Origin of the sequence: Flavobacterium sp. UBA7680 (assembly GCF_002482975.1) — a bacterium.
Taxonomy (GTDB): domain Bacteria; phylum Bacteroidota; class Bacteroidia; order Flavobacteriales; family Flavobacteriaceae; genus Flavobacterium.
Genome location: NZ_DLHA01000019.1, coordinates 47,258 through 67,832, shown reverse-complemented (window position 1 = coordinate 67,832; position 20,575 = coordinate 47,258). Strand labels below are relative to the sequence as shown.

Genomic DNA, 20,575 nt, shown 5'->3' with positions numbered 1-20,575 from the left:
ATTGATTCATTAAGGTTATTGATCGAGCGCTACCTGCAGGTTATTTTTGACTTCAAGCACACCTGGCGCTTTCCATGCAATACGGCTTGCTTCATTTTTTTCGAACCAGGATTCTACATTTCCTTTTAAAGTAACCGCATTATCTAAAACTTCCACAGTAATTGCTGTATTTCCAATAATCCTGTTGCGCTCTATGGCATCTTCAATATCTTTTTTGTTGATTCTGTCTTTGGATAAAGAGATAATCATAATATTGTTTACAATACCCTTCACGCCAATAAGCACTCTGACCGCTTTTTTTGCCGCTTCTTTCTGGTAGTTCCATTCCAGTGAACCTGAAAGGTATACCCAGCCATTTTCTACCCTCGCTTGGACTCTTTCACTTGGAATATCCCAATGCCATTTAAAGGTGTTTATAATTTCCTGCGCAATTTCATTATCTGATTTATGAGTCCTGTCGTTTAGTACTACTTCAATTTTTTCTACTACTGCTTTCACACCCAATACATTTTTGGCGGCTTTCTCGGCCTCTTCTTTTTTAGCATAACTGTTTACCGAACCCGTAAGGGTAACTATTCCATCAATGACCAGCACTCCAATTTCTGCTCCCAATAATAAAGGCTCCCAATTAAGGGCATCGATGACTTTTTTTTCTAATTCTTCATTGGTTTTCATTTGCATGTCAATTTATTAAGGTAAAGGTGCGCTTAAGTGTGGTATTTGAAAATGACTCCCGTCATTCTCAAAGCTGATTGTAGTTACTTCTTAATTAAAATTCGTTTTAAGAGTACAACAAAATGTCGCCCTTACAGTTCATTTTTTAGTAATGTTCGAGCGCTCTTTTCGCGAAATATATCTTCGCGATGGCTCATTCTTATTTCAGACATGATCAAGTATACTGACACACTAATCACAGAAGCAAAAAAGCACCATACCGATACAAGATAACTTTCATAAAAAATGCTGGTGATCACATAAGATACCAGGACTAAAACCCCTAACCACCACATGCGCCTGATATGGGAAAAGAAAGGCGGAAGTATTGTCGCAACTATATAAAGAAATCCACCCATTATCCTGAAAGTTTCGGGATAGGTCTGGATATAGGCTATGTGATAACAGTCAATTTCTGATCTGATATTAAAATTGAACAGGCAATAGGTGAGGTACACCGAAACAAGTATTCCAATTCCTACCAGTATTTTTTGTATCTGCTTTCGGGTTTGTTCTTTCTCGAGCATAAGTATGGAAAGCGGAACCCAAATGGGCCAGATAATCTGCGCAATAATCAGGTAAAAGTAAGTGATGTCGGTTTGAAGGTAGGACCATTTCTCATCGGGAATGGATAGCCATAAAAAACCTTCAGCAAACTGCTGTATCGCAAATATTAAAGGGATCATGGCAAACATAGTCTGTGAGGGATGCTGTACTTTTTTTATGGCGACAGCACTAATGACTGTCAGGATAATACCGGCACTAAAACTTGCTGTAGCAGAAAAACACATATTGAGATAGATTTTTAAGGTTTGGAATTGGCTTTGTTTGTTTTGACTTTTCTGCCTACAGTATCCATAAGTATGGTTGCTGTTAAAGCGGCTAATGCGATAAGCGCGAAAATTGTTCTCATTATTTTAATTTTTTTAAGGAACTAGGATTAAATTCTTTTGTTGATTCCTGCAAATTTGGTGTAAGCAAGCCAGTGCATCAATGATTAGAAACATGGCTATAAGTGATTTACAACACTTATAGCCTGTTTTTTTACTGTAGTTTTACTATTGTTTTTAAAGAAAAAAAATGGCGTTATTAATTTTTGTCAGACATGGACAGTCGCTTTACAATCTGGAGAACCGTTTTACAGGAACACTGGATATTTCCCTAACGCTGCATGGAAAAGAGCAGGCAAAATCTGCGGGGAAAAAACTCAAAGGATATGTTTTTTGCATGGCATATACTTCAATGCTCATCAGGGCACAGGAAAGTCTGGAGATTATTCTAAAGGAAATGCATGTCAAGATTCCAACTGTAAAAAATAGCGCTTTTAACGAACGGATGTATGGTTCACTGCAGGGGCTCAACAAAGAGGAAACTGCAAAAAAGTATGGGATTGCCCAGGTGGAAATCTGGAGAAGAAGTTATGATGTCTGCCCGCCTGGGGGAGAAAGTCTACTACAGACCTACAACCGCGTTATTCCGTACTATAAAACCCAGATCGAACCTAAATTAAAAATAGGACAGAATGTTTTAATAGTAGCTCATGGCAATAGCCTAAGATCCCTGATGATGTATCTCGAAAACATCAGCCCAATTGATATTGTCAAAGTAAATATTCCCACGGGCCTTCCCCGAGTATATGATTTTAACAATCAATTACAGCTCTCGGGGGTTAAGTATCTTTAAATTAACATAAATAAAATTTTATCGCAGTTTGAGTGTAGAGTATAAATCTGATTACTTCAGTTCCTTGTTGTATCTGCAATTTCATTTTTATTTTAAGAAGCATTTTTGATAAATGATATACATTACACTCCAATGGGTTCAAGGAGATTGATTTTGGCTGTTTTTTTATGATGCAGTTCTTTTTCAGAAATATATTTTTCCATCGTTAAACGAGCCATCGAATAACTTACGGTTGATTCTGCACCCTGATTGAGATTAATATAATTTTCTTCTAAACCATCATAACATCCGCCAGTGCATGGATTATATATGATCTGATTTAAATGGTTGTTCCCTAAGAACCAGCTAAAGGCGATTTCCATTTTTTCCAAATAGGATGAATTTCTAAAAACAGTTTTAAATCTGTCAAGAGCAAGAATAGTATAAGCAACATCAATGGGTTGTTCTCCACCGATGGTTTCTTTTTTTTGCATTTTAGAGTCAAGCCAGCCTTTGTTTGATATTACCTTGATTTTATCCTCGGTAAAAATATGAGATAAAAGAAAATCGAAGGATTCTTTGGCAACTTCTTTATATTGATATTCACCTGTGGCCAGGTAGGCACAAAGAAGTGCTTCGGGAATTATGCTGTTGCCATAAGTCAGGTAACTTTCAAACCATTTCCAATTTGATTTACATTCATGTCGGTACATTTTCACCAATCGATTCGATAACAATTTAATCAAGGCAATATTTTCAAAATTGACACTATTTTTGTTACGATAATAAATACCTTTAATGATAAATGCCATCGCTCTTGTTGAATAGATAGTATTGACTCTTGTCAACGCCTTATTGATAGTGTTTTCTGCATCTGAAGTAAATCCGATGGGAAAAATACTGGAAAGAGACAGCATGAAACCCAGGGACCAAATAGCTCTTCCGTTTGAATCATCCAGATTCTCATTATTTTGCATGGTAAATTTTTCTTCCTTATTGACATAGTTCAAAAAACTCCCATTGTGCTGAAGGCAAAATTTGATAAAACTGTAATATTTCTCAATCAGCTCTAAATCTTCTGGGTTTCTGTTTAATTCATAATGTTGGCAGACAGCCACTAATGCACGGGCATTGTCATCCAAAGTATAGCCTGTATTTATATCAGGATGGTTAAGGACAGAAAATTGAATCATTGCAAATGAAGTGGTCAATTTTTTGAGATGCTCCAGGTTAATTGTCGGAATTTTATAATGTAATGCTATTTTTTTTCCGATCGTTTTTTTAAATAAGCCCGCATGCTTAATAGCTGAATTTTCCCAGGCAGTAGGTGCCATTTTATGTATACCGTTGTCAGAAATATTTTTACGCAACTGTGAATTTTTTAATAACATCATGACCTGCTCAGCCAATTGTACCGTATTTCCAAATTCAATAATAATCCCTGTTCCATCCTCAAGCACTTCAAGGGCGTGCGGAATAGGTGTAGATATAATAGGACAGCCGCAGCTTATAGCATAGGAAAAAGTGCCGCTTACAGCCTGATGCGGGTCATTGGAGGTAAATAAATAAATATCTGTAAGCTGCAGATATTCCAGTAATTCCTCTAATGGCAAATAAGAATTAATGAATTTCACGTGTGCTTGCATTCCTAAGACCTCGACTCTTTTTTTAAGAAAATCACGGTATTTTTCTCCTTCATTTTTAACTACTGAGGGATGCGTCTTTCCAATAATCAGAAATAAGATATCAGGATTTTGGCTGGCAATAACAGGTAATGCGTCTAAGGTGGTTTCAATTGATTTACCAGAACTAAGGAGCCCAAAGGTGGAAATTACCTTTCTGCCTGAAAGACCATATATTTTTTTTAATGTTTCTTTTTCCCCATGTTTAACCAAATGGGTTCCATGAGCAATAACGGTAATTTTATTCATTGCAATGCCATAGTCGCTATTTAGTATTTTAGCCGATCTTTGGGTCATGACAATAAATCCGTCGATAAGTTCATCCATTTCGACAATATTTTGTTTTATCTCTTTATCAGGATTAGGCAAAACAGTATGAAGTACGATTAAAACAGGTTTTATCGATGAGCTTAAGAATTGGATTAAATCGGCCTCATTGTTTTTAAACAGCCCGAATTCGTGCTGTATTAAAAGCAGTTTGACTGCTTTATCAGCATTACAGCGCTCAGAAAGCTTAAGGTAGGAATCAGGAAGGTCGGTTTTGAGAATTTGATCAACGGCAGCACCATAAGTGTAGTTGTCGTTACTTGATTCCAGCGCAGCAACCTTTATGATAAAAGACTGTTCAAATTTATTGTTTAAAGCAGCAATTAAGTCCTCAGAATAGGTTGCAATGCCACATTCCCTTGAAGGATATGAGGTTATAAAGATAATTTCAGGAGTTTTATCAGCTTTTGTTTCATCTGAAATAAGCGTATTGTCTTTTTTTAACAAAAGAGTGCTATGGCTGCGAGAAGGAATATTAATTATCATTTTTTTTTAGTATTAAGTATTAATTCATTTATCAAACCCGATAAGCTAACCGATACGCAGGCTATGTGTTCATCTGCAGCACCATAATAAATATATAAAGTATCCTTAAAAATAGCTGTTCCTGTGGGGAAACACACATTATTTACTTCTCCTTCCAGTTCCCAATCTCTTTTTGGGCTGAATAATGGATAGGGGAGGCGGGCTATTTCGATCTGTGGATTATCAAGATCTACCAGAGCGGCACAGGCTGAATATATGCGTCCTTTTATACTATCCCTGACGCCATGGTAAATAATAAGCCATCCCTTTGGTGTTTCTATGGGCGGACATCCGCCGCCAACATAACTGGATTCATGATCGTATCTTGGTGATAGCAAAATATGATCATTAAAATTCCGAAAATAGTCTTCATAGAATGCAGCTGTTAGATCTTTGATTGACTTAAAAGCAACAATAATCTGTATTTCTGGTTTAATGCGGTGCATAAAACAGAATTTACCCTTTATTTTTCTTGGAAAGAAAACTACATTTTTATCCGACAGGAGTATTTTTTTACCTTCTTTTTCAGTAATTCCATTTTGCTGGTTGTATCTGAAATATTTGCTGTCGATGTTTTTTTTGGAGTTGGTCAGCTCACTAAAATGCTTATAGGTTATAGTGGGTACTATTATACCTTTTTTTTCAAAATGAATTAAATCTTTAGAAACTGCCAGACAGCCTAATGCATTTACGCCATCAAAAGCGGTATAGGTCATATAGTACAACCCTTCTATTTTTACAATTCTCGGATCTTCCAGTCCATGACTTTCATAATTAAATTCAGCAGAAAGGATAGGTATGCTGTCACGCTGTATAACACTCAAAGGGCCATTTAGTTTACAATAGCCGATTGTTGAATGGTTGCCCTTGCTTACAGCGCGATAAAAAAGATGAAGAAAATCTCCGCTTTTGACAACTGCAGGATTCATCACACCCTCATTCTCAAAGAGAAGTTCGGTTTTCTCAAGTATAATTCCTTCTCTTTTTATCGATATCATAATGCTGATCTTAAAGTATTTAAAGCAATCTACCAGGACGCTTTATTTTATTATAATGGTTCAATTACCCACAGATGTAAATAAAAATAGAGGACATTGGCCTCTATTTCTTTTCTCTCATTTTACAATGCGGCATAATCATATTCTATAACAAGATCATTATCAATGGACCAAATACCCGGAGTTTTCCAGACGATTTGTTCTACTTGATCTTTTTGGAATATAGAATCAACAAAACCTGTCAGCTTAACATGGGTACCCTCTACGGTGACCGTAATCTCTTTCTCATTTACTCCCCATGCTCTTTGCAGTGCTTTTTCGATATCCTTTTTTTCGATGGCATTGGTAATATCGGATTTGATTTTAATATCATTGGTGACACCTCTTACTCCCGGAAGGTAACTGATACAATTTTTAGCATCCTGTTTTTGAAAATTCCACGTAAGTTCACCTTCTAAATTAACCCAGCCATCTTCTACCTTTACCTTGACATGATCTTCCGATACAGCCCAATTGTCTTTTAAGGCTTTTAAGACTTCATTGGCAATATCATTATCTGTTTTGGTAAGGTTATTGGAGTATTTGATTTCTATATCTTCCACAACAGCTTTTACGCCTGCCACGTTTTTGGCGGCGGTTTCAGCCTCCTTTTTTTTGTAATAACCGTCTACAATCCCCGACAGGGTTACCACACCATCTTTAACTATTACTCCAATTTCTGCTGCATGCAAAAGCGGTTCCCACTTAATCGCATTCTGAACGTCTTTCTGTAATTCTTCGTTGGTTCTCATAATATGCATATTTAAATTTATAATTTATTTTTAGCAAGCTCCTCGCGTTATTTCTTATATGGCAAATTCAATTCCCAGATGCTATTAAATGCTTTGATAATGGGCAATGGTTTTAATTGCAATTCCCTTTGTATGGTATGGCAGTTTATTTTAAAAAGTATTTTTTCCATTTAAACCATTTTTAAAGTCGAACTTTTTAAAATGTTCCCGAACAAATACCTGCTGCTGGTGCGTTGTCAATTTATTGGTGTTTTCAGTCTCGATTTTAATTTTGCCAAAACTATTGTCTTTTTGCAAAAAGTGCAGTAATTCAGTTTTTGCTGTAGTGGGACCAAATAATAGCAGTTCACTGGAGTGTGAGGCAATGGCTGCAATTTTTTTAAAGTAAGCCCTTTGTTTGTCCTGCTCTTTGTGGTGCATTTCATTTTCGCTTCTTTGCAGCGTTTCATGTTTGTCCTGATTATCAAATTCAGAAATTATAGACTGTGGCTCTTTATCATTACTGGGGAAATCGATTAAATTTGCAGCAGCATGATCTAAATAAATGCCTAATTGTTTTATAGTTTTCATTTTTTTAGGGTGTGATTTTTATTGCTTATTTTACTTATAACATTGTGGATGCTTCCATTTCCTGAGCAGAAATATCATTTTTTTTATGTATGCCATTTTCTTTAGGAATATGAATTCCCAGTACTTTGCGCGCATTCTCAGTGTTGGCTTTACTTCCGTGTACAACCAGCATAAACTTACCTGCTTTGATCTGCGTTTCATATTTTATAACCTCATGATTTGAAATCCCCAGACTTACCAGTGCCGCGGCAATAACGCTGGTACCTCCCAGTAATGCTGCCCCTTCAAGTGCTCCTATAATGGCAGAAACAAGAGGCCCGGCGACAAGCAGTGGACCAAGTCCGGGAATAAAAAAGAAAGCAGATCCAAATAACAAACCCCAGAAGCCTCCCCAAAAAGCACCAAAGCTGCCCCATTTTTTCATGCGGTCCCCTACGTTGTAGTAACCCGTTACGGTCTCTTCAGAATGGTAATCCGATCCCATGATGGATAGCTGGGTCATATCAAATCCGCTTTTTTCAAGTTTCTTAATAGCTGCTTCAGCCTTAAGGTGAGTAGCATAAAACGCAACCAGTGTATTTGTGTTTTTCATATTAATATAATTTAGCGAGCTGTTTATAAAAAAGCCCCAGTGTTAGTCTTGTATTTTCATGGATTATCTTAAGATTGTTTACTACATTACGCACTCCGGGTGTTTTCCATATAATTTTTGCAGCCAGCTCTTTCTGATATCTCGAATCCACTCTGCCTTCAAGGATTACTTCATTTTCGAAAACTTGTATTACAATTCCTTCCAGATCAATTGCTATATGGCCTTGCAGAGCGCCTTTGATGCTATCTTTAGTAATCGTTGCATTAAGTCCTGATTCTATGCAAATATTATTATCTACTCCCTTAACACCAATTACATTGTTGACAGCTTTTGTAGCGCCCTCTTTCTGGTAATGCCATTCCAGCTCGCCGGTAAGTGTTACATGCCCATTTTTTACCTGAACCTGAATCGTGTCATTTACCGTGTTCCAATTCCATTTGAAAGCTTTTATTATTGTCTGGGCAAGATCATGATCGTTTTGATATTCCCAGCTGTTGGTTTTTATTTTAATATTTTCCAGAACTCCTAAAACTCCGGGAACCTGTTTTGCTGTATTTCTGGCTTTTGTTTTTTTTTCGGGTAAATCAACAAAGCCGCTCAGGGTAATTAAGCCGTTATTGGCACTGACTTGAATTTGAGCTGTATTTAACTCAGGCTCCCAGTTTAAAGCATCCTGAACATCTCGTTGTAAAATTTCATTTTTTTTCATCATTGTTCATTTAAAATTTAGCAAGCCAGGGATTGTTCCGTTTTTTATTTCCACTACAAAGTTGGACTAACAGTTTAAAATTGGAAATGACAAAACTCCCGGATAAAAATGATGTAAGGCACTTTTAATGGTAGGGTGGAATATTGAATTAAACTGAAACAAAAAAGGTTTCCCTATTAAATTTTCCCGATTCAAACTGCCAGTCCAGATTGATTACTTTTTTTATCACCTTTTTAAGTTCTAAGGGATCCTTTGATTTTTTTATGTAGATGTTCGCCCCTGCGATGAAAATAGCTTCATCACTAAGCTTTGCCAGTGGATCATAAACTACAATAGGCAAATCTTTGTTTTTGCTATCATTTCTGAGAGATACTATTTCATCAAGGCATTTACAGCTGTTTTCGCTTAGATTAAAAAATAGCATGGGAGCAGCGGTAGACTCCTGGTTTAAAAATTTCAGGCATAATTTTACATTTTTAAATACAGTAATGGGATGCCTTGATTCTAAATTGTTCAAAGCGGCATAAAATACATCTGTTGTTTTAGAATCGTCTTTTATAAGCAGCATGCGCCTGTTTTTGTTTTGCATCAGAAGTCGGTTTTGGTTTTGATGACAAAGAAGCAATATATGGCACTAAATGCAAATGAGTTAAAGCATGATAAATAATGATTTGTGTCACTTTGCTGCAGAATTTAACTGGAATTCATTTTTTTCACAGTATTCAGAACAATGGTTGTATTGCGTAAAAAATTGCTTTGATAGTGCATTATACTGTTAAATGAATGATAATGTGATAATTATATCATAATATTCACATTAAAAGCTATTTGCCGCTTATAATAGCCGACCTTTATAAGGATCATCCTAATTTGATCACTTTGGTAATGGATAATGCGGCCTTATTATATGCACTTGTACAAAATGCCCTGGATGGAATCATTACTATTGATGACGTAGGGACCATAGAATCCATGAATCCTGCAGCATGTAAGCTATTTGATTATAAGCAAGAGGAAGTTATAGGCAAAAATATTTCTATGTTAATGCCTTCACCTGACCGTGAGAAACATGATCACTATCTTGGTAATTATAAAGCAACTAGAAAGGCGAGCATAATTGGTATTGGACGCGAACTCACTGGGCTTCGTAAAGGCGGTTATGTGTTTCCGATGAAATTAGGGGTCAGTGAGGTAAAATATTCGGGCAGGACTATCTATGCGGGATTTATTCATGATCTGTCGCAGCAAAAAGTAGATGAGGAGCGCTTTAAAGATTACGCAGCACATTTGGAAGAACTTGTAGAAGAGCGGACAAAATCCTTAAATGACACCATTTTTGCTTTGGAAAAGGCGAAAGAGAAAGTGAGTATTTCCCTGGAGAAGGAAAAAGAACTCAATAAATTGAAAAACCGTTTTTTATCCATGGCCTCGCATGAATTTCGTACTCCGCTCAGCACCGTGCAGTTATCGGCCTCACTAATTGAAAAATATGCTATACCTTTTGGCAGTGAGCAGATAGCAAAGCATATTGGCAAAATTAAAAACTCAGTGATGAGTTTAACGGCTATCCTTAATGATTTTTTGTATGTTGAAAAATTGGAAACAGGAAAAGTAAAAGCCAGCTATACCTGCTTTGACCTGGTTAAATTTGCAGAGGAAATAAGTGAAGAGATGCAGCTTCTGGCCAAGCCCAGTCAAAATATTGTCTGCCGGCATGTAGGGATCCAAACGATGATATATCTGGATGCTAATCTATTAAAGAATTGTGCCATTAATTTAATTGGAAATGCCATAAAGTATTCGGGTGATAACTGCTGTATTGATTTTACGACAGAAATTAATGATTTAAGCTGTATTCTGTCGGTTCATGATGATGGTATAGGAATTCCTTTGGAGGAACAAAAACATCTATTTCAGGCTTTTTTCAGGGCACATAATACCGGCAGTATCCCTGGTACCGGTCTGGGTTTAAATATAGTGGACCGATATGTCACCCTGATGAGAGGGACTGCAGAATTTAACAGTAATGAAAAAGAAGGAACATTATTCACCTTAACATTTCCCATATCATGAGCAAAGTACTAATTATTGAAGATAATAATGACATTAGGGAAAATATTGTAGAGATCCTTAATCTGGCCCAGTATACGGTTTATCAGGCCAATAATGGTAAAGTAGGTGTCGAATCTGCTGTTGCGAACCTGCCCGATATCATTCTGTGCGATATCATGATGCCCGAACTTGATGGCTATGGTGTATTGTATATGCTAAATAAAAACCCAAAAACAAGTAACATTCCCTTTATTTTCATAACAGCAAAATCCGAAAGGCCGGATTTGCGAAAGGCAATGGAAATGGGGGCGGATGATTACCTGACCAAACCCTTTGATGATATGGAGCTTTTGCATGCCATAGAAAGCAGGTTAAATAAAAAGAACTCACAAAAAGATTTCTACAGTCAGTCCCTGGGGCATCTGGAGAGTTTAGTGGGGGATAAGGAGGGACTTACGGAACTCAGGAAAATGATAGAAGAGCATGTTCACAGGCCTTTTAAGAAAAACCAGATTATTCATTACGAAGGCGATCGGGCGATTGGGATTTATCTTGTGATCTCAGGTAAAATCAAAACAGTCAAGATGTCTGAAGACGGGCGTGAACTTATGACAGGGATGTATCATCCCAATGATTTTATCGGAGTAAACACCATTCTCTCTGATGAAACTTACACAGATACTGCAACTGCTCTGCAGGACAGTCAGGTATGTTTTTTTCCAAAAGAACAACTCAAAGAATTACTAAGACTATACCCTGATGTGGCAGAAAAATTCATTAAAATCCTTTCAAATGAAATCAGGTCCAAAGACAATCATCTGCTTCAGCTGGCCTATCAATCGGTAAGAAAGCGCATAGCGGAATCCTTACTTAGGCTTTTTCGTCAGGAAGAAGCAGTAAAAGGGGATAGTATTAATGTAACCCGGGATGATTTGGCTGCCATGTCAGGGACTGCCTCTGAAACGGTAAGCAGAACATTGACAGAATTTAGGAATGAAGGATTAATCGAAAAAAAGGGCAGCGAGTTAAAAATTCTTGATTATATGAAAATAAGCAAGATGAAGAATTAATTCTGGAAAAGAACCGCTGCAAGAGCATTGTCACGATTATAGAGATCATCATAAAATGCAATATTACCGCTGCCGTCAGCCCATGCAGTAAAATAAGCAATGTAAACAGGGATTTTATTCTCCAGTACATAGGTATTTTCTTTTCCCAAATGCATGGCAGCATCTACTTTGGAGCTGTTCCAATTGGCTTGTTTTTCCATAATGGCAATTGCCAGATCACGTGCTTTCTCTACCCGGACGCACCCATGGCTGAAGGCTCTTTTGTCCATGTTGAAAAAAGATTTGGAAGGCGAATCATGAAGATAAATGTTATGGGAGTTTGGAAACATAAATTTCACAAGGCCTAAGGCGTTGCTGCCTCCGGGTTTTTGCCTGACCTGCCCGTTATGCCATTCCATATTCTGATTTTTCAAATAATTGGGGTTCTTCTTTATTTTTGGCAGTATTTCCTTTTTAAGGATGCTGGAGGGTACATTCCAGTAGGGGCTGAAAGCAATATAACTTATGCTGCCACTGAAAACAATAGTTTTATGAAATTCCTTTCCAACTACTACTTTGGAAGTAAGCAATGGTTTTCCTTCACGGAAATAAAGGAGCCTGAAAGAAGGTATATTCACTGCGATATATTCCTGTGCCGCATTAATTTTAGGATTTATCCAGCGGCATCTTTCCATATTAACCGATATGGTTTTAATTCTGCTCTGCACAGAAATGTTTAGCATTTCAATTAAACGGGGTGTGATTTTGTTGTTAAAATCATGATTTTGAGCTGTTCCATATGCAGTGATCGCATCAGAGACTGACTGATCAAAAATAAGGGATCCGCTATCCTGATTTATATAACCTTCCACAAATAATCGGGTTCTGATCTGCTGAACGGTAAGAGAAGAATCACTGCTTTGCAGTGATTTAATGCCTTTTTCGAGCTGCACCGGTTTCCATCCGCCGTTTCTTTGAATTTCCAAGTATTTTTTTAATGACTCCTTAAGCGGATAATACTGACTGAAGTATTCATGTTTAAATTCTTTTTTTAAAGAAATAACTTGCATCAGCGAGTCCAGATCAGCTGTATTGGATAATTCCCTGTGAAGATACCAGCCCGTTTCCTGGCTCTTACCAATGGTAAAGCCAGTAAAAACTTTAGAGGTATAGAAAAAATACATACAGCTGATTAGCAGCTCTGTCTGCAGGTTTGGAACTGTACTGGCCCCTTTTTCAAAGATTTTGATGAATTCCATTTCATAAGGTATGGTGAGAGGAACCCCTTCGTCCCTGATTTGCTGTACTTGTTTGTACAGCACAAATGTAAATTCAATAAGTCCTTTCTGATCGTACCAGGTATGATTGCCATATTTTTTGTAAAGCAGTTTTACCTGAGCCTCATAAGGCTTGAATTTAGGATATGTTTCAAAAAAAGCAGGGATTTTAGTGGTATCTATCTGCGCTGTGTAACCTGCATGCAAATGTTTTGGAACAAAAGCAGCAGGACTTACAGAGGCCATAAGCCAGGAGCTGTACATTAACAGAGTCAATAAATAGCTGTATTTCATTTTTTGCATATTAGTTTAAATGCCAAGCATGGTCTCTTTTTATAAAAATAGGGGGGTACCCTTTTAAAATCCAACGGTAGCCTCCAGCATAAAGCCGTCGAATTGTCCGCCATGCCTAATATCCGTATCGGGGAAATTTTTATATTTCTGATTTACGTACTCGGCTTTCATCAGGATGTTTTTAGTCAAGAACCAGCCGGCAGAGGCGGTCACACGATTTACTTTCTGGTCATTCTGGTCAAGAGGTGAATCAGTAAGGGTATTGTACCTTGCTGCAATCCAGAAATTCTCTTTTACGGCAGGAAACCTGTAGATCAAATCAACGGCAGACTGTACTATCTGGTGGGTATCTGCCTGGGTAATTTTTCTGCCATTAGCAACTTCGTAGGTCCCAAAAACCTCTAAACCTTTATACTTCAAAAAAGGATTAAACATAAGTGCGGTTACCTGCTGGCTGAATTCAGGATTGTATCGTCCTGATCTGAAATTAGCAACTGCTGTAGCGGCCGTATTTTCCATGACATAAAAATAATGGGAACCGGTTCGGTCACCTGCAAAAAGGGTATTATTCAAAGCACTTTTTACGTGGTAGAACGAACCGGTAAGCCTCAGGCGTAAATCCTTGTCGAATTGTTTGTCATAACCAATTTTACCATGCAATGCCGGTGTGGGCTTATTGGGTTCTCCCGTTGCCGCATCTATCTTGGTAGAAACCACCACAGTTGGATTAAGGGCGCCATTTGTGAGCCCCAGCATGATCATGATCCCTGAATTGTCATGGTAATATACTTCACCTCCAATTTCAGTAGCAAATTCATCCATGATGTAGTTCTCAACAAAAGGGTTATAAATGGCATTGCCTCCGTCACTTCTCCTGAAGTTCTGGTCCCCATAATCTACATCATAGGCGCCTACTTTAAGGGTTATATACTTCATAGCCTGATCTATAAAACTGCTTTTTAGAAAGGAGAGTTTATCAAATTGAATATACCCCCCCTTTACCCAGGTTTCCTCGTGATGCCTTGAGGACAAATAAACGGTAAGGTTCATTCGGATTCCGTCATCGAGCTGGGTATCGAGATTCAGATTGGCCATAGCCAGGTTGAATCCATTGGTAATAGCAATAAGTTCATTGCTGTTTACATTATCAACCAGTACAGCAGATGCGGTGTTTTGATGGTTTAACCCTTGAAAATCCAGTGTTAAATTTCCGCCCATTTTAACCGTGAAGCCTTCAAAAGAGGAGCTGTCCTGCTTGGTGGTTTCAAAAACATTGATGCCTCTTTGGTCATTGTACCTAAAGTACTGCATAGTTTTTTTTTGTGCCTGAGCTAATGCTGTGCAAAGACACAGCAGCAATACTATATTTTTCATTTGTAATGTTTAGTAATTAATATTTTTCAAACTGTAGAGAAAACGCAAGGGTTATCGCTTCTCCTGTTTTCATGATTCCTCCCATAAATACAGGCGGAGTAACATTATAATCGCTCATGTTGATCTGGTAGTTTCCATCACAGCTCATGCTTCCATCCTTTTTTTCAAAACAGTATAAATCAATAATGACATCTTTGCTTACACCTGCCACGGTCAGCTTTCCTTCTGTTTTTATATGTGATTTGGAATTAGTGAAACTCATTACTTTAGCCTGGGTCTGTTTGTACAGAATTTCTTTGAACTGCTCAGTTTTGAGTGCCTTGTAGGCATTTTTATCTAATTTTTTTTGCCCGCTTTTAAGGGTAAGCACCGGTAAGCTGAATTCCAGGAGGCTTAATTTTGAGACTTGATTATCGGCACCGATTGTACATGCAGCTTTTCCTGAAAAATTCGAAGTTTTCATCTTCCAGTCGTGGAAGGAGGAGGTACCCGATATATTCATTTCATTGGCTGTGGATTTTCCAATCTTGAAATTAGATTGTGCCAGAATCGCCTGATTCATGCCTAAGAAGATTATCGTTGCTAGCAGTACCTTGAGTATTATTTTAGTTTTCATTGCGGCGTTTTATTTGTTTAAATTATTTATTTGAGGTAATAGCGAAGAAACCAGGCCATTTTCTGGTGACTTTCGGTCAATATTGTAACAAAATCGTCAGTCTGGCTGCCTTTAGTTGCAGTTTCCAGCAGCGACGTATTGGTTTTAAGAACCGAGATTAGATTTTCATGGTCACCCAGCAATTCTGTGAGACAGTCCGCACGATCATTTACTTTCTTTTTTCTTTTATTGAACCGGTTAACTTTTAAAAAAGCCTTTAACATGACATCTGTGTAATGCCCTGAAGCATGAACACGTTTTTCGATCTGGTCAATTATGAGATCAATTTCACTGGATTGAGCGTTAAAAAAGAGATATTCATCTTGAAAATCAATACCCTGCAGGTTCCATTTGGCATTTTTGGTTTTGGTCAAAAGAATGTACTCATCACAAAGGATACTCGAGAGTTTATTGGAAAGTTTTTTAATAAGGACTCTTTTGGAAGTGGTTGTTGTCATTTGGATTCTATTAAGGGGGATTTTTCATTGCAAAGCTGCAGGAATTAAAGGCAGAGGAAAATGATAGCCCGCACGTAAATAAATGATGGTTGTTACTTATTACTAATAGAATGTTTGATACTTCCCAAGCAGAGGCACTTTTTCTTACCGTTTTTTTTGAATTATTGTCAATTTACTTTCAGGTCATTCAGTATCACTTACTGCTTTCTGCAATTCTGATGCTTTTTTTGCCTCCTGTTTTTTCTTTTTCTTGAAATAACCTCTAAGCAGAAAATTCTGCTTTGCAGCCTGTTCTATTTCAATTAAATTTTCAGAGCCTGTCTGCAAGTTTGTTAAAGTCGAGTCCAGTGAATTGGCTAATCTTTCATTGTTGATGAGTTTTGGCAGTATGCCTTTACCTGTATTTAGTTTTGCAGTAAAAACATTTAAATCAGAAACACTGCTCTCAAATCCGGATAATGATTTTTTGATACTGTTGGCATAGTAAGGATCAGTCATAAGTTTTGATAGTGTCCCATCCTTATCGTTGATCTTTTTTGTAAAAACGGCAAATTCATTAGAGCTGGCTTTCAGGTTATTCATTGTCACGTCAATGCTTTTTGCAAAATTCTCATCGGTCAGCACTTTAGACAATGCCCCTTTTCCATTATTAATCTTATAGCTGAATTCAGACAGCTCTCTGGTAATAATCTCCGCATTATCGATACTTTTTTTAAGTCCGGAAATTAAATCTTCCAGAGCGGCCGCTTCATTGGAGAGGATCATGTCACCATCTTTTACCATTAAAGCAAGGCCGTTTCTGGGAGAAATCGTGAGCACTTTATCACCCATTAGTCCATCGGAGCCGATACTGGCCATCGCATCTGTTTTGATGTATTGATGCACTTCTTCGCGGATTATCATATTCACTACAACGGTAGAGTCTGAAATGAACGATATGTCTTTTATGGTACCAATAGTGATTCCCGACAATAACACGTTATTGCCGTTTTTTAATCCGCTGACGTTTTTGAATTTTGCTTTTAAATTAAAGGTATCCCCAAAAAGGTTTTGGCTTTTGCCAATGAAATAAACAGCAACGAGAAGAATCGTCATAGCTGCAATGACAAATAGTCCCAATTTCCAGATATAATCTGATTTTTTCTTCATGATGTTATTATTTAAACAGTAGGGGCTGGGCCCGTTGCGTATTGATTGGTTGCAAAAAAGAACGATTTTACCCAAGGGTCGCTGCTGTTTTCGAGTTCCTCATAGGTTCCCTCTGCATGCACTAAACCCTCTTTTATAATGATGATCCTATTGCCGGTCATCTTGGCGCAGATCATATCATGGGTAATGATAATCGAGGAGGTCTTGTATTTTTTCTGGACAGATAGTATGAGTTCGCTGATTTCCTGTGCAGTTATGGTATCAAGTCCCGCAGTGGGTTCATCATAAAATATGATTTCCGGTTTGATAATTATAGTTCTTGCCAGACTGATTCGTTTGATCATGCCCCCTGACAATTCCGAGGGCATTTTATCAATTGCATCCTGCAGTCCCACACTCTCCAGGGCTTCGAGAATCTGCTGCTCGATATTTTCTTCTGTTAAATGCCTGGTATGATGCTTTAAGGTAAAAGTCAGGTTTTCACGAACTGACATGGAATCGTATAAAGCACCATTTTGGAACATAAAACCTATTTTAAGCCTTATTTTGTTAAGTCCTTCATAATTCAGTCTGGTTATATCTGTTCCAAAGATTTCCAATTTCCCTCTGTCTGTTTCAAGCAGACCGACAAGGCACTTAATTGCTACTGATTTTCCAGAGCCTGAACGCCCAAGAATAACCAGATCTTCACCTTTGTTTACCCTGAGGCTTATTCCTTTTAGTACTTTGTTTTTTCCAAAAGCCTTATGCAGGTTTTTGATCTCTATGATGGGTTGTTCTTTCATGGTTTAGAAAAATAAATCGGTGATTTGAACTGCCAGCATATCGATGATAAAAATAGAAAGTGAGGCCGTTACTACTGCTGAATTTGCGGCAAGTCCGACACTTGCCGTCCCGCTTGAAGCGTTAAAACCTTTATAACACCCGATCACACCGATAAAAAATCCAAAGAAGAATGTTTTTATCACAGCAGGCAGTACATCTAAGTAATCCAGATGTTCAATCACTTCAGAGAAGTAACGTCGTACCGTAATCGTACTATGTACGTTATAACCGATATAGCCTCCGAAAATGCCGACGAAATCTGCAAAAATAACCAGCATCGGCACCATTAGCGTGGTGGCTAATATTCTGGTGACCACCAGGTATTTATAAGGATTAACGGCAGATACCTCCATAGCATCAATCTGGGAGGAAACTTTCATCGATCCCAGTTCGGCGCCAATTCCCGAGGCAATTTTTCCGGCGCAGATAAGTGCCGTGACCACAGGGGCAATTTCTCTTATCAGAGAAAGTGAAACCATGCTGGGCAGCCAGGATTCGGCTCCAAATTTTGTCATGGTCGGCCTGGATTGAATCGTCAGCACAAGCCCCATGATAAACCCCGTAATGCTTACCAGCGGAAGTGATTTACACCCTATGGCGTAACATTGGCGCAGGAACTCATTAATTTGAAAAGGGGGAACGAATATTTCTTTAAAAAAACGTCCAATGAATAATGAGAAATTTCCAGCCTGGGTGAGCTGCTCTTTTATGATGGCTGTCATTTGCTGAGATTTAGTTTTAATTTTGATGTGAAAAACAATTTTATTGGGTTAGGACCTGCATCTTGCTGTTACAGGTGAATTTTCTTCTCTTGACCACTATAAAATTGAATATCTTCTATATTTACTGCAGATCATTTTGAACTTTTCTGGCAGTGCTTTTTCCCGGCAGATAGATTTGAAAACCAAATGATGCATTAAGGTTTCCCTGATAAGGGGTACTTCCCAGTCCAATGAGGTTATTGTATTTTAACAGCACTTCCAGGCCTATGTTTGGCGTGATAAAATAAGCAAATCCCGGACCGGCACCGATGTTAATTCCATTGGTATTATCGGCATCACTTACATTTACACCTCCAAGACCTACGGTAGCTTCAGCAAAAAATCGGCTGTGTTTTATGATTTCCTTATCTTTTCCAGTGTAGTAACGACCAAGAGCACCGATGCCATAACTGGTGGTGGTACCGGAATTTTTAGCTGTTTGAATCCCCAGATCGATATAACCTCCAAGAGCAATATTGTCTTTTATGAACCATGCTATTTTAGGGGTAATCTCGGCGCTTAATATCTTCGAGCCGTTCAGCCCAAGATTAACATTGGCAAGATTTCCTCCAATTAAAATGTTTCCTTCCTGAATCTGTGCGCTGGCATTCAGTCCTGCTGCAAGAGCTGCAACGGCTAGTAAAATTTTATAATTTTTCATTAGTTTGAATTTTAGATATTTGTATTATTTCTCATGCAAAGCTGCGTTATCATACTGTGTTTAGAAATGACAACCATCATTGGCAGAAGTGACCGTCGTTATATTATAAATAGACTTTTCCCATTTTCACTTTATGTCAGGAAGCATTTGTATTGCAGCTTTGCACCACTAGCATTTTCTCACTCTGAAAAGGCATACTTGTAATCGACTTCCAGTTCATTTTTCACAAAAGCAACCCCGGGAGTATTCCAGGTAATTCTTGCAGCTTCCTCTTTTTGGTAAAGCGAAGTAACATTTCCCGAAAGGGTAACTGTGCTTCCTGCGACCGATACATGAATGTCTTTGGCGTTCATCGCCCAGTGGCGGGCTAATGCATTTTCCACATGTTTTTTCTCGATGGCAGCGTTTGATTCCGACTGAACGCCGATATTATTAATAACACCTTTAACTCCAGGAAGCTGCGTGGCAGCTCTTCGTGCCATTTCTTTCTGGTAATTCCAACCCAATTGTCCTTCCAGGGTCACCCAGCCATCGTCAACTTTAAGTGTTATATTGTTGTTTGGAAGGAAAATGTTATCTGAAAAACATTTTACAAGGTCTGTAGCAATATCAATATCATTTTTAATGAAATGGCGCGCGTCCTGTATCTCAATTTTTTCCACTACAGCTTTTACCCCGGCTACTTTTTTAGCTGCATTTTCAGCTTCAGTTTTTTTATAATAGTTATCTACAGTTCCAGTGAGGATTACCACCCCGTCTTTAACAGTAACCCCTATCTCGGCCGCGTGTAAAAGTGGTTCCCATTTAATGGCATCCTGCACGTCTTTTTGTAATTCTTCGTTTGTTTTCATAATGTCTTTATCTTATTTAATTTAGATTGTTTTTGAAGAGATCTTTGAATGCTTTATCGAGCTGATCCATATCATAGTCGAATTCTCTTTGAAACGATTCGTTTTTAAATGCAAGAGAATCATCAAGCTTTAGCATGCCGTTTTCAAATTCCATATTGCGTTCCCGCAGCTTGGTTCTCATGGCTTTAAGTTTTTCACGATTCCTGATTATTTCCTTTTTCAACCCTGTATCGTCCTTTTGACCAGCTGTATTGATTTTTCTTTGAAACTCTTTGAGCTGGTCATTCAAAACTGAAACCACTTTCTCGGATTTCTCATTAAAAGCTTTCCACTCCGTTATTGTTTTTTCTTTGGCATCATGCCTGGAATCTTTTGAGGCCTGCTGCAGATCGCGATTGGCTTTATTAAGATTGTATTGCGCATCAGAAGTTTCACTATTTGCAGCTTTATTGCAGTTAAAGAGCAGTACCGACAAACTAATGCAAAGCATTGTGAGGGATATTTTCATTTTTTTGGTATTAAATTTTATAATGTAAAGATGCACTTAGCCGAGGAGCCGGCAAATGACGGGGGGCACAGTGTAAAGTGACGTGAGACAC

The 20,575-nt window shown here is 37.9% G+C and carries 22 protein-coding genes; 3 read left to right on the top strand and 19 right to left on the bottom strand.

Translation table 11 applies throughout. The features are described from left to right. Nucleotides 1-15: 15 nt before the first annotated feature. A complete protein-coding gene (locus B3C18_RS05265; protein WP_291143505.1) occupies nucleotides 16-675 on the bottom strand; it encodes a BON domain-containing protein in 660 nt (219 codons plus the stop codon). A 131-nt stretch (nucleotides 676-806) separates the two neighbouring features. Next, on the bottom strand, nucleotides 807-1,505 hold the full coding sequence (locus B3C18_RS05260; protein WP_291143503.1) for a DUF6629 family protein: 699 nt from the start codon (nucleotides 1,503-1,505) through the stop codon (nucleotides 807-809). 289 nt (nucleotides 1,506-1,794) lie between these two features. On the opposite strand from B3C18_RS05260, the gene B3C18_RS05255 reads away from it, so the two are divergent. Continuing rightward, nucleotides 1,795-2,397, top strand: coding sequence for a 2,3-bisphosphoglycerate-dependent phosphoglycerate mutase (locus B3C18_RS05255; RefSeq protein WP_291143500.1), 603 nt, complete (start codon nucleotides 1,795-1,797; stop codon nucleotides 2,395-2,397). Nucleotides 2,398-2,519: 122 nt separating this feature from the next. Here the strand turns inward: B3C18_RS05255 and B3C18_RS05250 are convergent, their stop codons facing one another. The 7 genes from B3C18_RS05250 to B3C18_RS05220 form a co-directional block, all read right to left on the bottom strand. Next, the gene (locus tag B3C18_RS05250; RefSeq protein WP_291143498.1) at nucleotides 2,520-4,871 is read right to left on the bottom strand and encodes a glycosyltransferase; all 2,352 of its coding nucleotides are present in this window, start codon (nucleotides 4,869-4,871) and stop codon (nucleotides 2,520-2,522) included. Then, entirely contained in the window at nucleotides 4,868-5,908 is a 1,041-nt protein-coding gene (locus B3C18_RS05245; protein WP_291143495.1) for a pesticidal protein Cry7Aa, read from the bottom strand. Before B3C18_RS05245 ends, B3C18_RS05250 begins: the two co-directional genes overlap by 4 nt. 122 nt (nucleotides 5,909-6,030) lie before the next feature. Beyond that, nucleotides 6,031-6,699, bottom strand: coding sequence for a BON domain-containing protein (locus B3C18_RS05240; RefSeq protein ID WP_291143493.1), 669 nt, complete (start codon nucleotides 6,697-6,699; stop codon nucleotides 6,031-6,033). A gap of 150 nt (nucleotides 6,700-6,849) precedes the next feature. After that, nucleotides 6,850-7,269, bottom strand: a complete 420-nt coding sequence (locus B3C18_RS05235) for a hypothetical protein (RefSeq protein WP_291143490.1) — start codon at nucleotides 7,267-7,269, stop codon at nucleotides 6,850-6,852. Between the two features lie 34 nt (nucleotides 7,270-7,303). Next, the gene (locus B3C18_RS05230) at nucleotides 7,304-7,861 is read right to left on the bottom strand and encodes a general stress protein (RefSeq protein ID WP_291143487.1); all 558 of its coding nucleotides are present in this window, start codon (nucleotides 7,859-7,861) and stop codon (nucleotides 7,304-7,306) included. 1 nt (nucleotide 7,862) lies between these two features. Beyond that, complete coding sequence (locus B3C18_RS05225; protein WP_291143485.1) at nucleotides 7,863-8,573, bottom strand: BON domain-containing protein; 711 nt, start codon at nucleotides 8,571-8,573, stop codon at nucleotides 7,863-7,865. A 145-nt stretch (nucleotides 8,574-8,718) separates the two neighbouring features. Continuing rightward, nucleotides 8,719-9,159, bottom strand: a complete 441-nt coding sequence (locus tag B3C18_RS05220; RefSeq protein WP_291143483.1) for a hypothetical protein — start codon at nucleotides 9,157-9,159, stop codon at nucleotides 8,719-8,721. Nucleotides 9,160-9,398: 239 nt separating this feature from the next. Here B3C18_RS05220 and B3C18_RS05215 point away from each other — a divergent pair, with 239 nt between their 5' ends. Both B3C18_RS05215 and B3C18_RS05210 read left to right on the top strand, forming a co-directional pair. Then, entirely contained in the window at nucleotides 9,399-10,643 is a 1,245-nt protein-coding gene (locus B3C18_RS05215; protein ID WP_291143480.1) for a PAS domain-containing sensor histidine kinase, read from the top strand. Then, on the top strand, nucleotides 10,640-11,692 hold the full coding sequence (locus tag B3C18_RS05210) for a response regulator (protein WP_291143478.1): 1,053 nt from the start codon (nucleotides 10,640-10,642) through the stop codon (nucleotides 11,690-11,692). The genes B3C18_RS05215 and B3C18_RS05210 overlap by 4 nt, the downstream gene beginning before the upstream one ends. Here the strand turns inward: B3C18_RS05210 and B3C18_RS05205 are convergent. The 10 genes from B3C18_RS05205 to B3C18_RS05160 form a co-directional block, all read right to left on the bottom strand. Further along, entirely contained in the window at nucleotides 11,689-13,242 is a 1,554-nt protein-coding gene (locus B3C18_RS05205; RefSeq protein WP_291143475.1) for a L,D-transpeptidase family protein, read from the bottom strand. The two genes, B3C18_RS05210 and B3C18_RS05205, sit on opposite strands and share 4 nt — an antisense overlap. 63 nt (nucleotides 13,243-13,305) lie before the next feature. After that, the gene (locus B3C18_RS05200) at nucleotides 13,306-14,616 is read right to left on the bottom strand and encodes a hypothetical protein (protein WP_291143472.1); all 1,311 of its coding nucleotides are present in this window, start codon (nucleotides 14,614-14,616) and stop codon (nucleotides 13,306-13,308) included. Between the two features lie 16 nt (nucleotides 14,617-14,632). Further along, entirely contained in the window at nucleotides 14,633-15,232 is a 600-nt protein-coding gene (locus tag B3C18_RS05195; RefSeq protein ID WP_291143469.1) for a YceI family protein, read from the bottom strand. Between the two features lie 26 nt (nucleotides 15,233-15,258). After that, nucleotides 15,259-15,729, bottom strand: a complete 471-nt coding sequence (locus B3C18_RS05190) for a Dps family protein (protein ID WP_291143466.1) — start codon at nucleotides 15,727-15,729, stop codon at nucleotides 15,259-15,261. A gap of 183 nt (nucleotides 15,730-15,912) precedes the next feature. Next, entirely contained in the window at nucleotides 15,913-16,878 is a 966-nt protein-coding gene (locus B3C18_RS05185; RefSeq protein ID WP_291143464.1) for an MlaD family protein, read from the bottom strand. Between the two features lie 11 nt (nucleotides 16,879-16,889). After that, entirely contained in the window at nucleotides 16,890-17,663 is a 774-nt protein-coding gene (locus B3C18_RS05180; RefSeq protein ID WP_291143461.1) for an ABC transporter ATP-binding protein, read from the bottom strand. Nucleotides 17,664-17,666: 3 nt separating this feature from the next. After that, nucleotides 17,667-18,425, bottom strand: coding sequence for an MlaE family ABC transporter permease (locus B3C18_RS05175; protein WP_291143459.1), 759 nt, complete (start codon nucleotides 18,423-18,425; stop codon nucleotides 17,667-17,669). Between the two features lie 121 nt (nucleotides 18,426-18,546). Continuing rightward, on the bottom strand, nucleotides 18,547-19,125 hold the full coding sequence (locus B3C18_RS05170) for a hypothetical protein (RefSeq protein ID WP_291143456.1): 579 nt from the start codon (nucleotides 19,123-19,125) through the stop codon (nucleotides 18,547-18,549). Nucleotides 19,126-19,304: 179 nt separating this feature from the next. Then, the gene (locus tag B3C18_RS05165; protein WP_291143453.1) at nucleotides 19,305-19,976 is read right to left on the bottom strand and encodes a BON domain-containing protein; all 672 of its coding nucleotides are present in this window, start codon (nucleotides 19,974-19,976) and stop codon (nucleotides 19,305-19,307) included. Between the two features lie 16 nt (nucleotides 19,977-19,992). Then, nucleotides 19,993-20,484, bottom strand: coding sequence for a hypothetical protein (locus B3C18_RS05160; protein ID WP_291143450.1), 492 nt, complete (start codon nucleotides 20,482-20,484; stop codon nucleotides 19,993-19,995). Nucleotides 20,485-20,575: the final 91 nt, after the last annotated feature.

Excerpts from the sequence above, each read along its gene's own strand:
- B3C18_RS05230 (WP_291143487.1), bottom strand. The coding sequence starts at position 7,861 with ATGAAAAACACAAATACACTGGTTGCGTTTTATGCTACTCACCTTAAG.
- B3C18_RS05195 (WP_291143469.1), bottom strand. The coding sequence starts at position 15,232 with ATGAAAACTAAAATAATACTCAAGGTACTGCTAGCAACGATAATCTTC.
- B3C18_RS05265 (WP_291143505.1), bottom strand. The coding sequence starts at position 675 with ATGAAAACCAATGAAGAATTAGAAAAAAAAGTCATCGATGCCCTTAAT.
- B3C18_RS05245 (WP_291143495.1), bottom strand. The coding sequence starts at position 5,908 with ATGATATCGATAAAAAGAGAAGGAATTATACTTGAGAAAACCGAACTT.
- B3C18_RS05250 (WP_291143498.1), bottom strand. The coding sequence starts at position 4,871 with ATGATAATTAATATTCCTTCTCGCAGCCATAGCACTCTTTTGTTAAAA.
- B3C18_RS05210 (WP_291143478.1), top strand. The coding sequence starts at position 10,640 with ATGAGCAAAGTACTAATTATTGAAGATAATAATGACATTAGGGAAAAT.
- B3C18_RS05225 (WP_291143485.1), bottom strand. The coding sequence starts at position 8,573 with ATGATGAAAAAAAATGAAATTTTACAACGAGATGTTCAGGATGCTTTA.
- B3C18_RS05165 (WP_291143453.1), bottom strand. The coding sequence starts at position 19,976 with ATGAAAACAAACGAAGAATTACAAAAAGACGTGCAGGATGCCATTAAA.
- B3C18_RS05255 (WP_291143500.1), top strand. The coding sequence starts at position 1,795 with ATGGCGTTATTAATTTTTGTCAGACATGGACAGTCGCTTTACAATCTG.
- B3C18_RS05180 (WP_291143461.1), bottom strand. The coding sequence starts at position 17,663 with ATGAAAGAACAACCCATCATAGAGATCAAAAACCTGCATAAGGCTTTT.
- B3C18_RS05260 (WP_291143503.1), bottom strand. The coding sequence starts at position 1,505 with ATGTGTTTTTCTGCTACAGCAAGTTTTAGTGCCGGTATTATCCTGACA.
- B3C18_RS05170 (WP_291143456.1), bottom strand. The coding sequence starts at position 19,125 with ATGAAAAATTATAAAATTTTACTAGCCGTTGCAGCTCTTGCAGCAGGA.
- B3C18_RS05185 (WP_291143464.1), bottom strand. The coding sequence starts at position 16,878 with ATGAAGAAAAAATCAGATTATATCTGGAAATTGGGACTATTTGTCATT.
- B3C18_RS05240 (WP_291143493.1), bottom strand. The coding sequence starts at position 6,699 with ATGAGAACCAACGAAGAATTACAGAAAGACGTTCAGAATGCGATTAAG.
- B3C18_RS05200 (WP_291143472.1), bottom strand. The coding sequence starts at position 14,616 with ATGAAAAATATAGTATTGCTGCTGTGTCTTTGCACAGCATTAGCTCAG.
- B3C18_RS05175 (WP_291143459.1), bottom strand. The coding sequence starts at position 18,425 with ATGACAGCCATCATAAAAGAGCAGCTCACCCAGGCTGGAAATTTCTCA.
- B3C18_RS05205 (WP_291143475.1), bottom strand. The coding sequence starts at position 13,242 with ATGAAATACAGCTATTTATTGACTCTGTTAATGTACAGCTCCTGGCTT.
- B3C18_RS05220 (WP_291143483.1), bottom strand. The coding sequence starts at position 9,159 with ATGCAAAACAAAAACAGGCGCATGCTGCTTATAAAAGACGATTCTAAA.
- B3C18_RS05160 (WP_291143450.1), bottom strand. The coding sequence starts at position 20,484 with ATGAAAATATCCCTCACAATGCTTTGCATTAGTTTGTCGGTACTGCTC.
- B3C18_RS05235 (WP_291143490.1), bottom strand. The coding sequence starts at position 7,269 with ATGAAAACTATAAAACAATTAGGCATTTATTTAGATCATGCTGCTGCA.
- B3C18_RS05190 (WP_291143466.1), bottom strand. The coding sequence starts at position 15,729 with ATGACAACAACCACTTCCAAAAGAGTCCTTATTAAAAAACTTTCCAAT.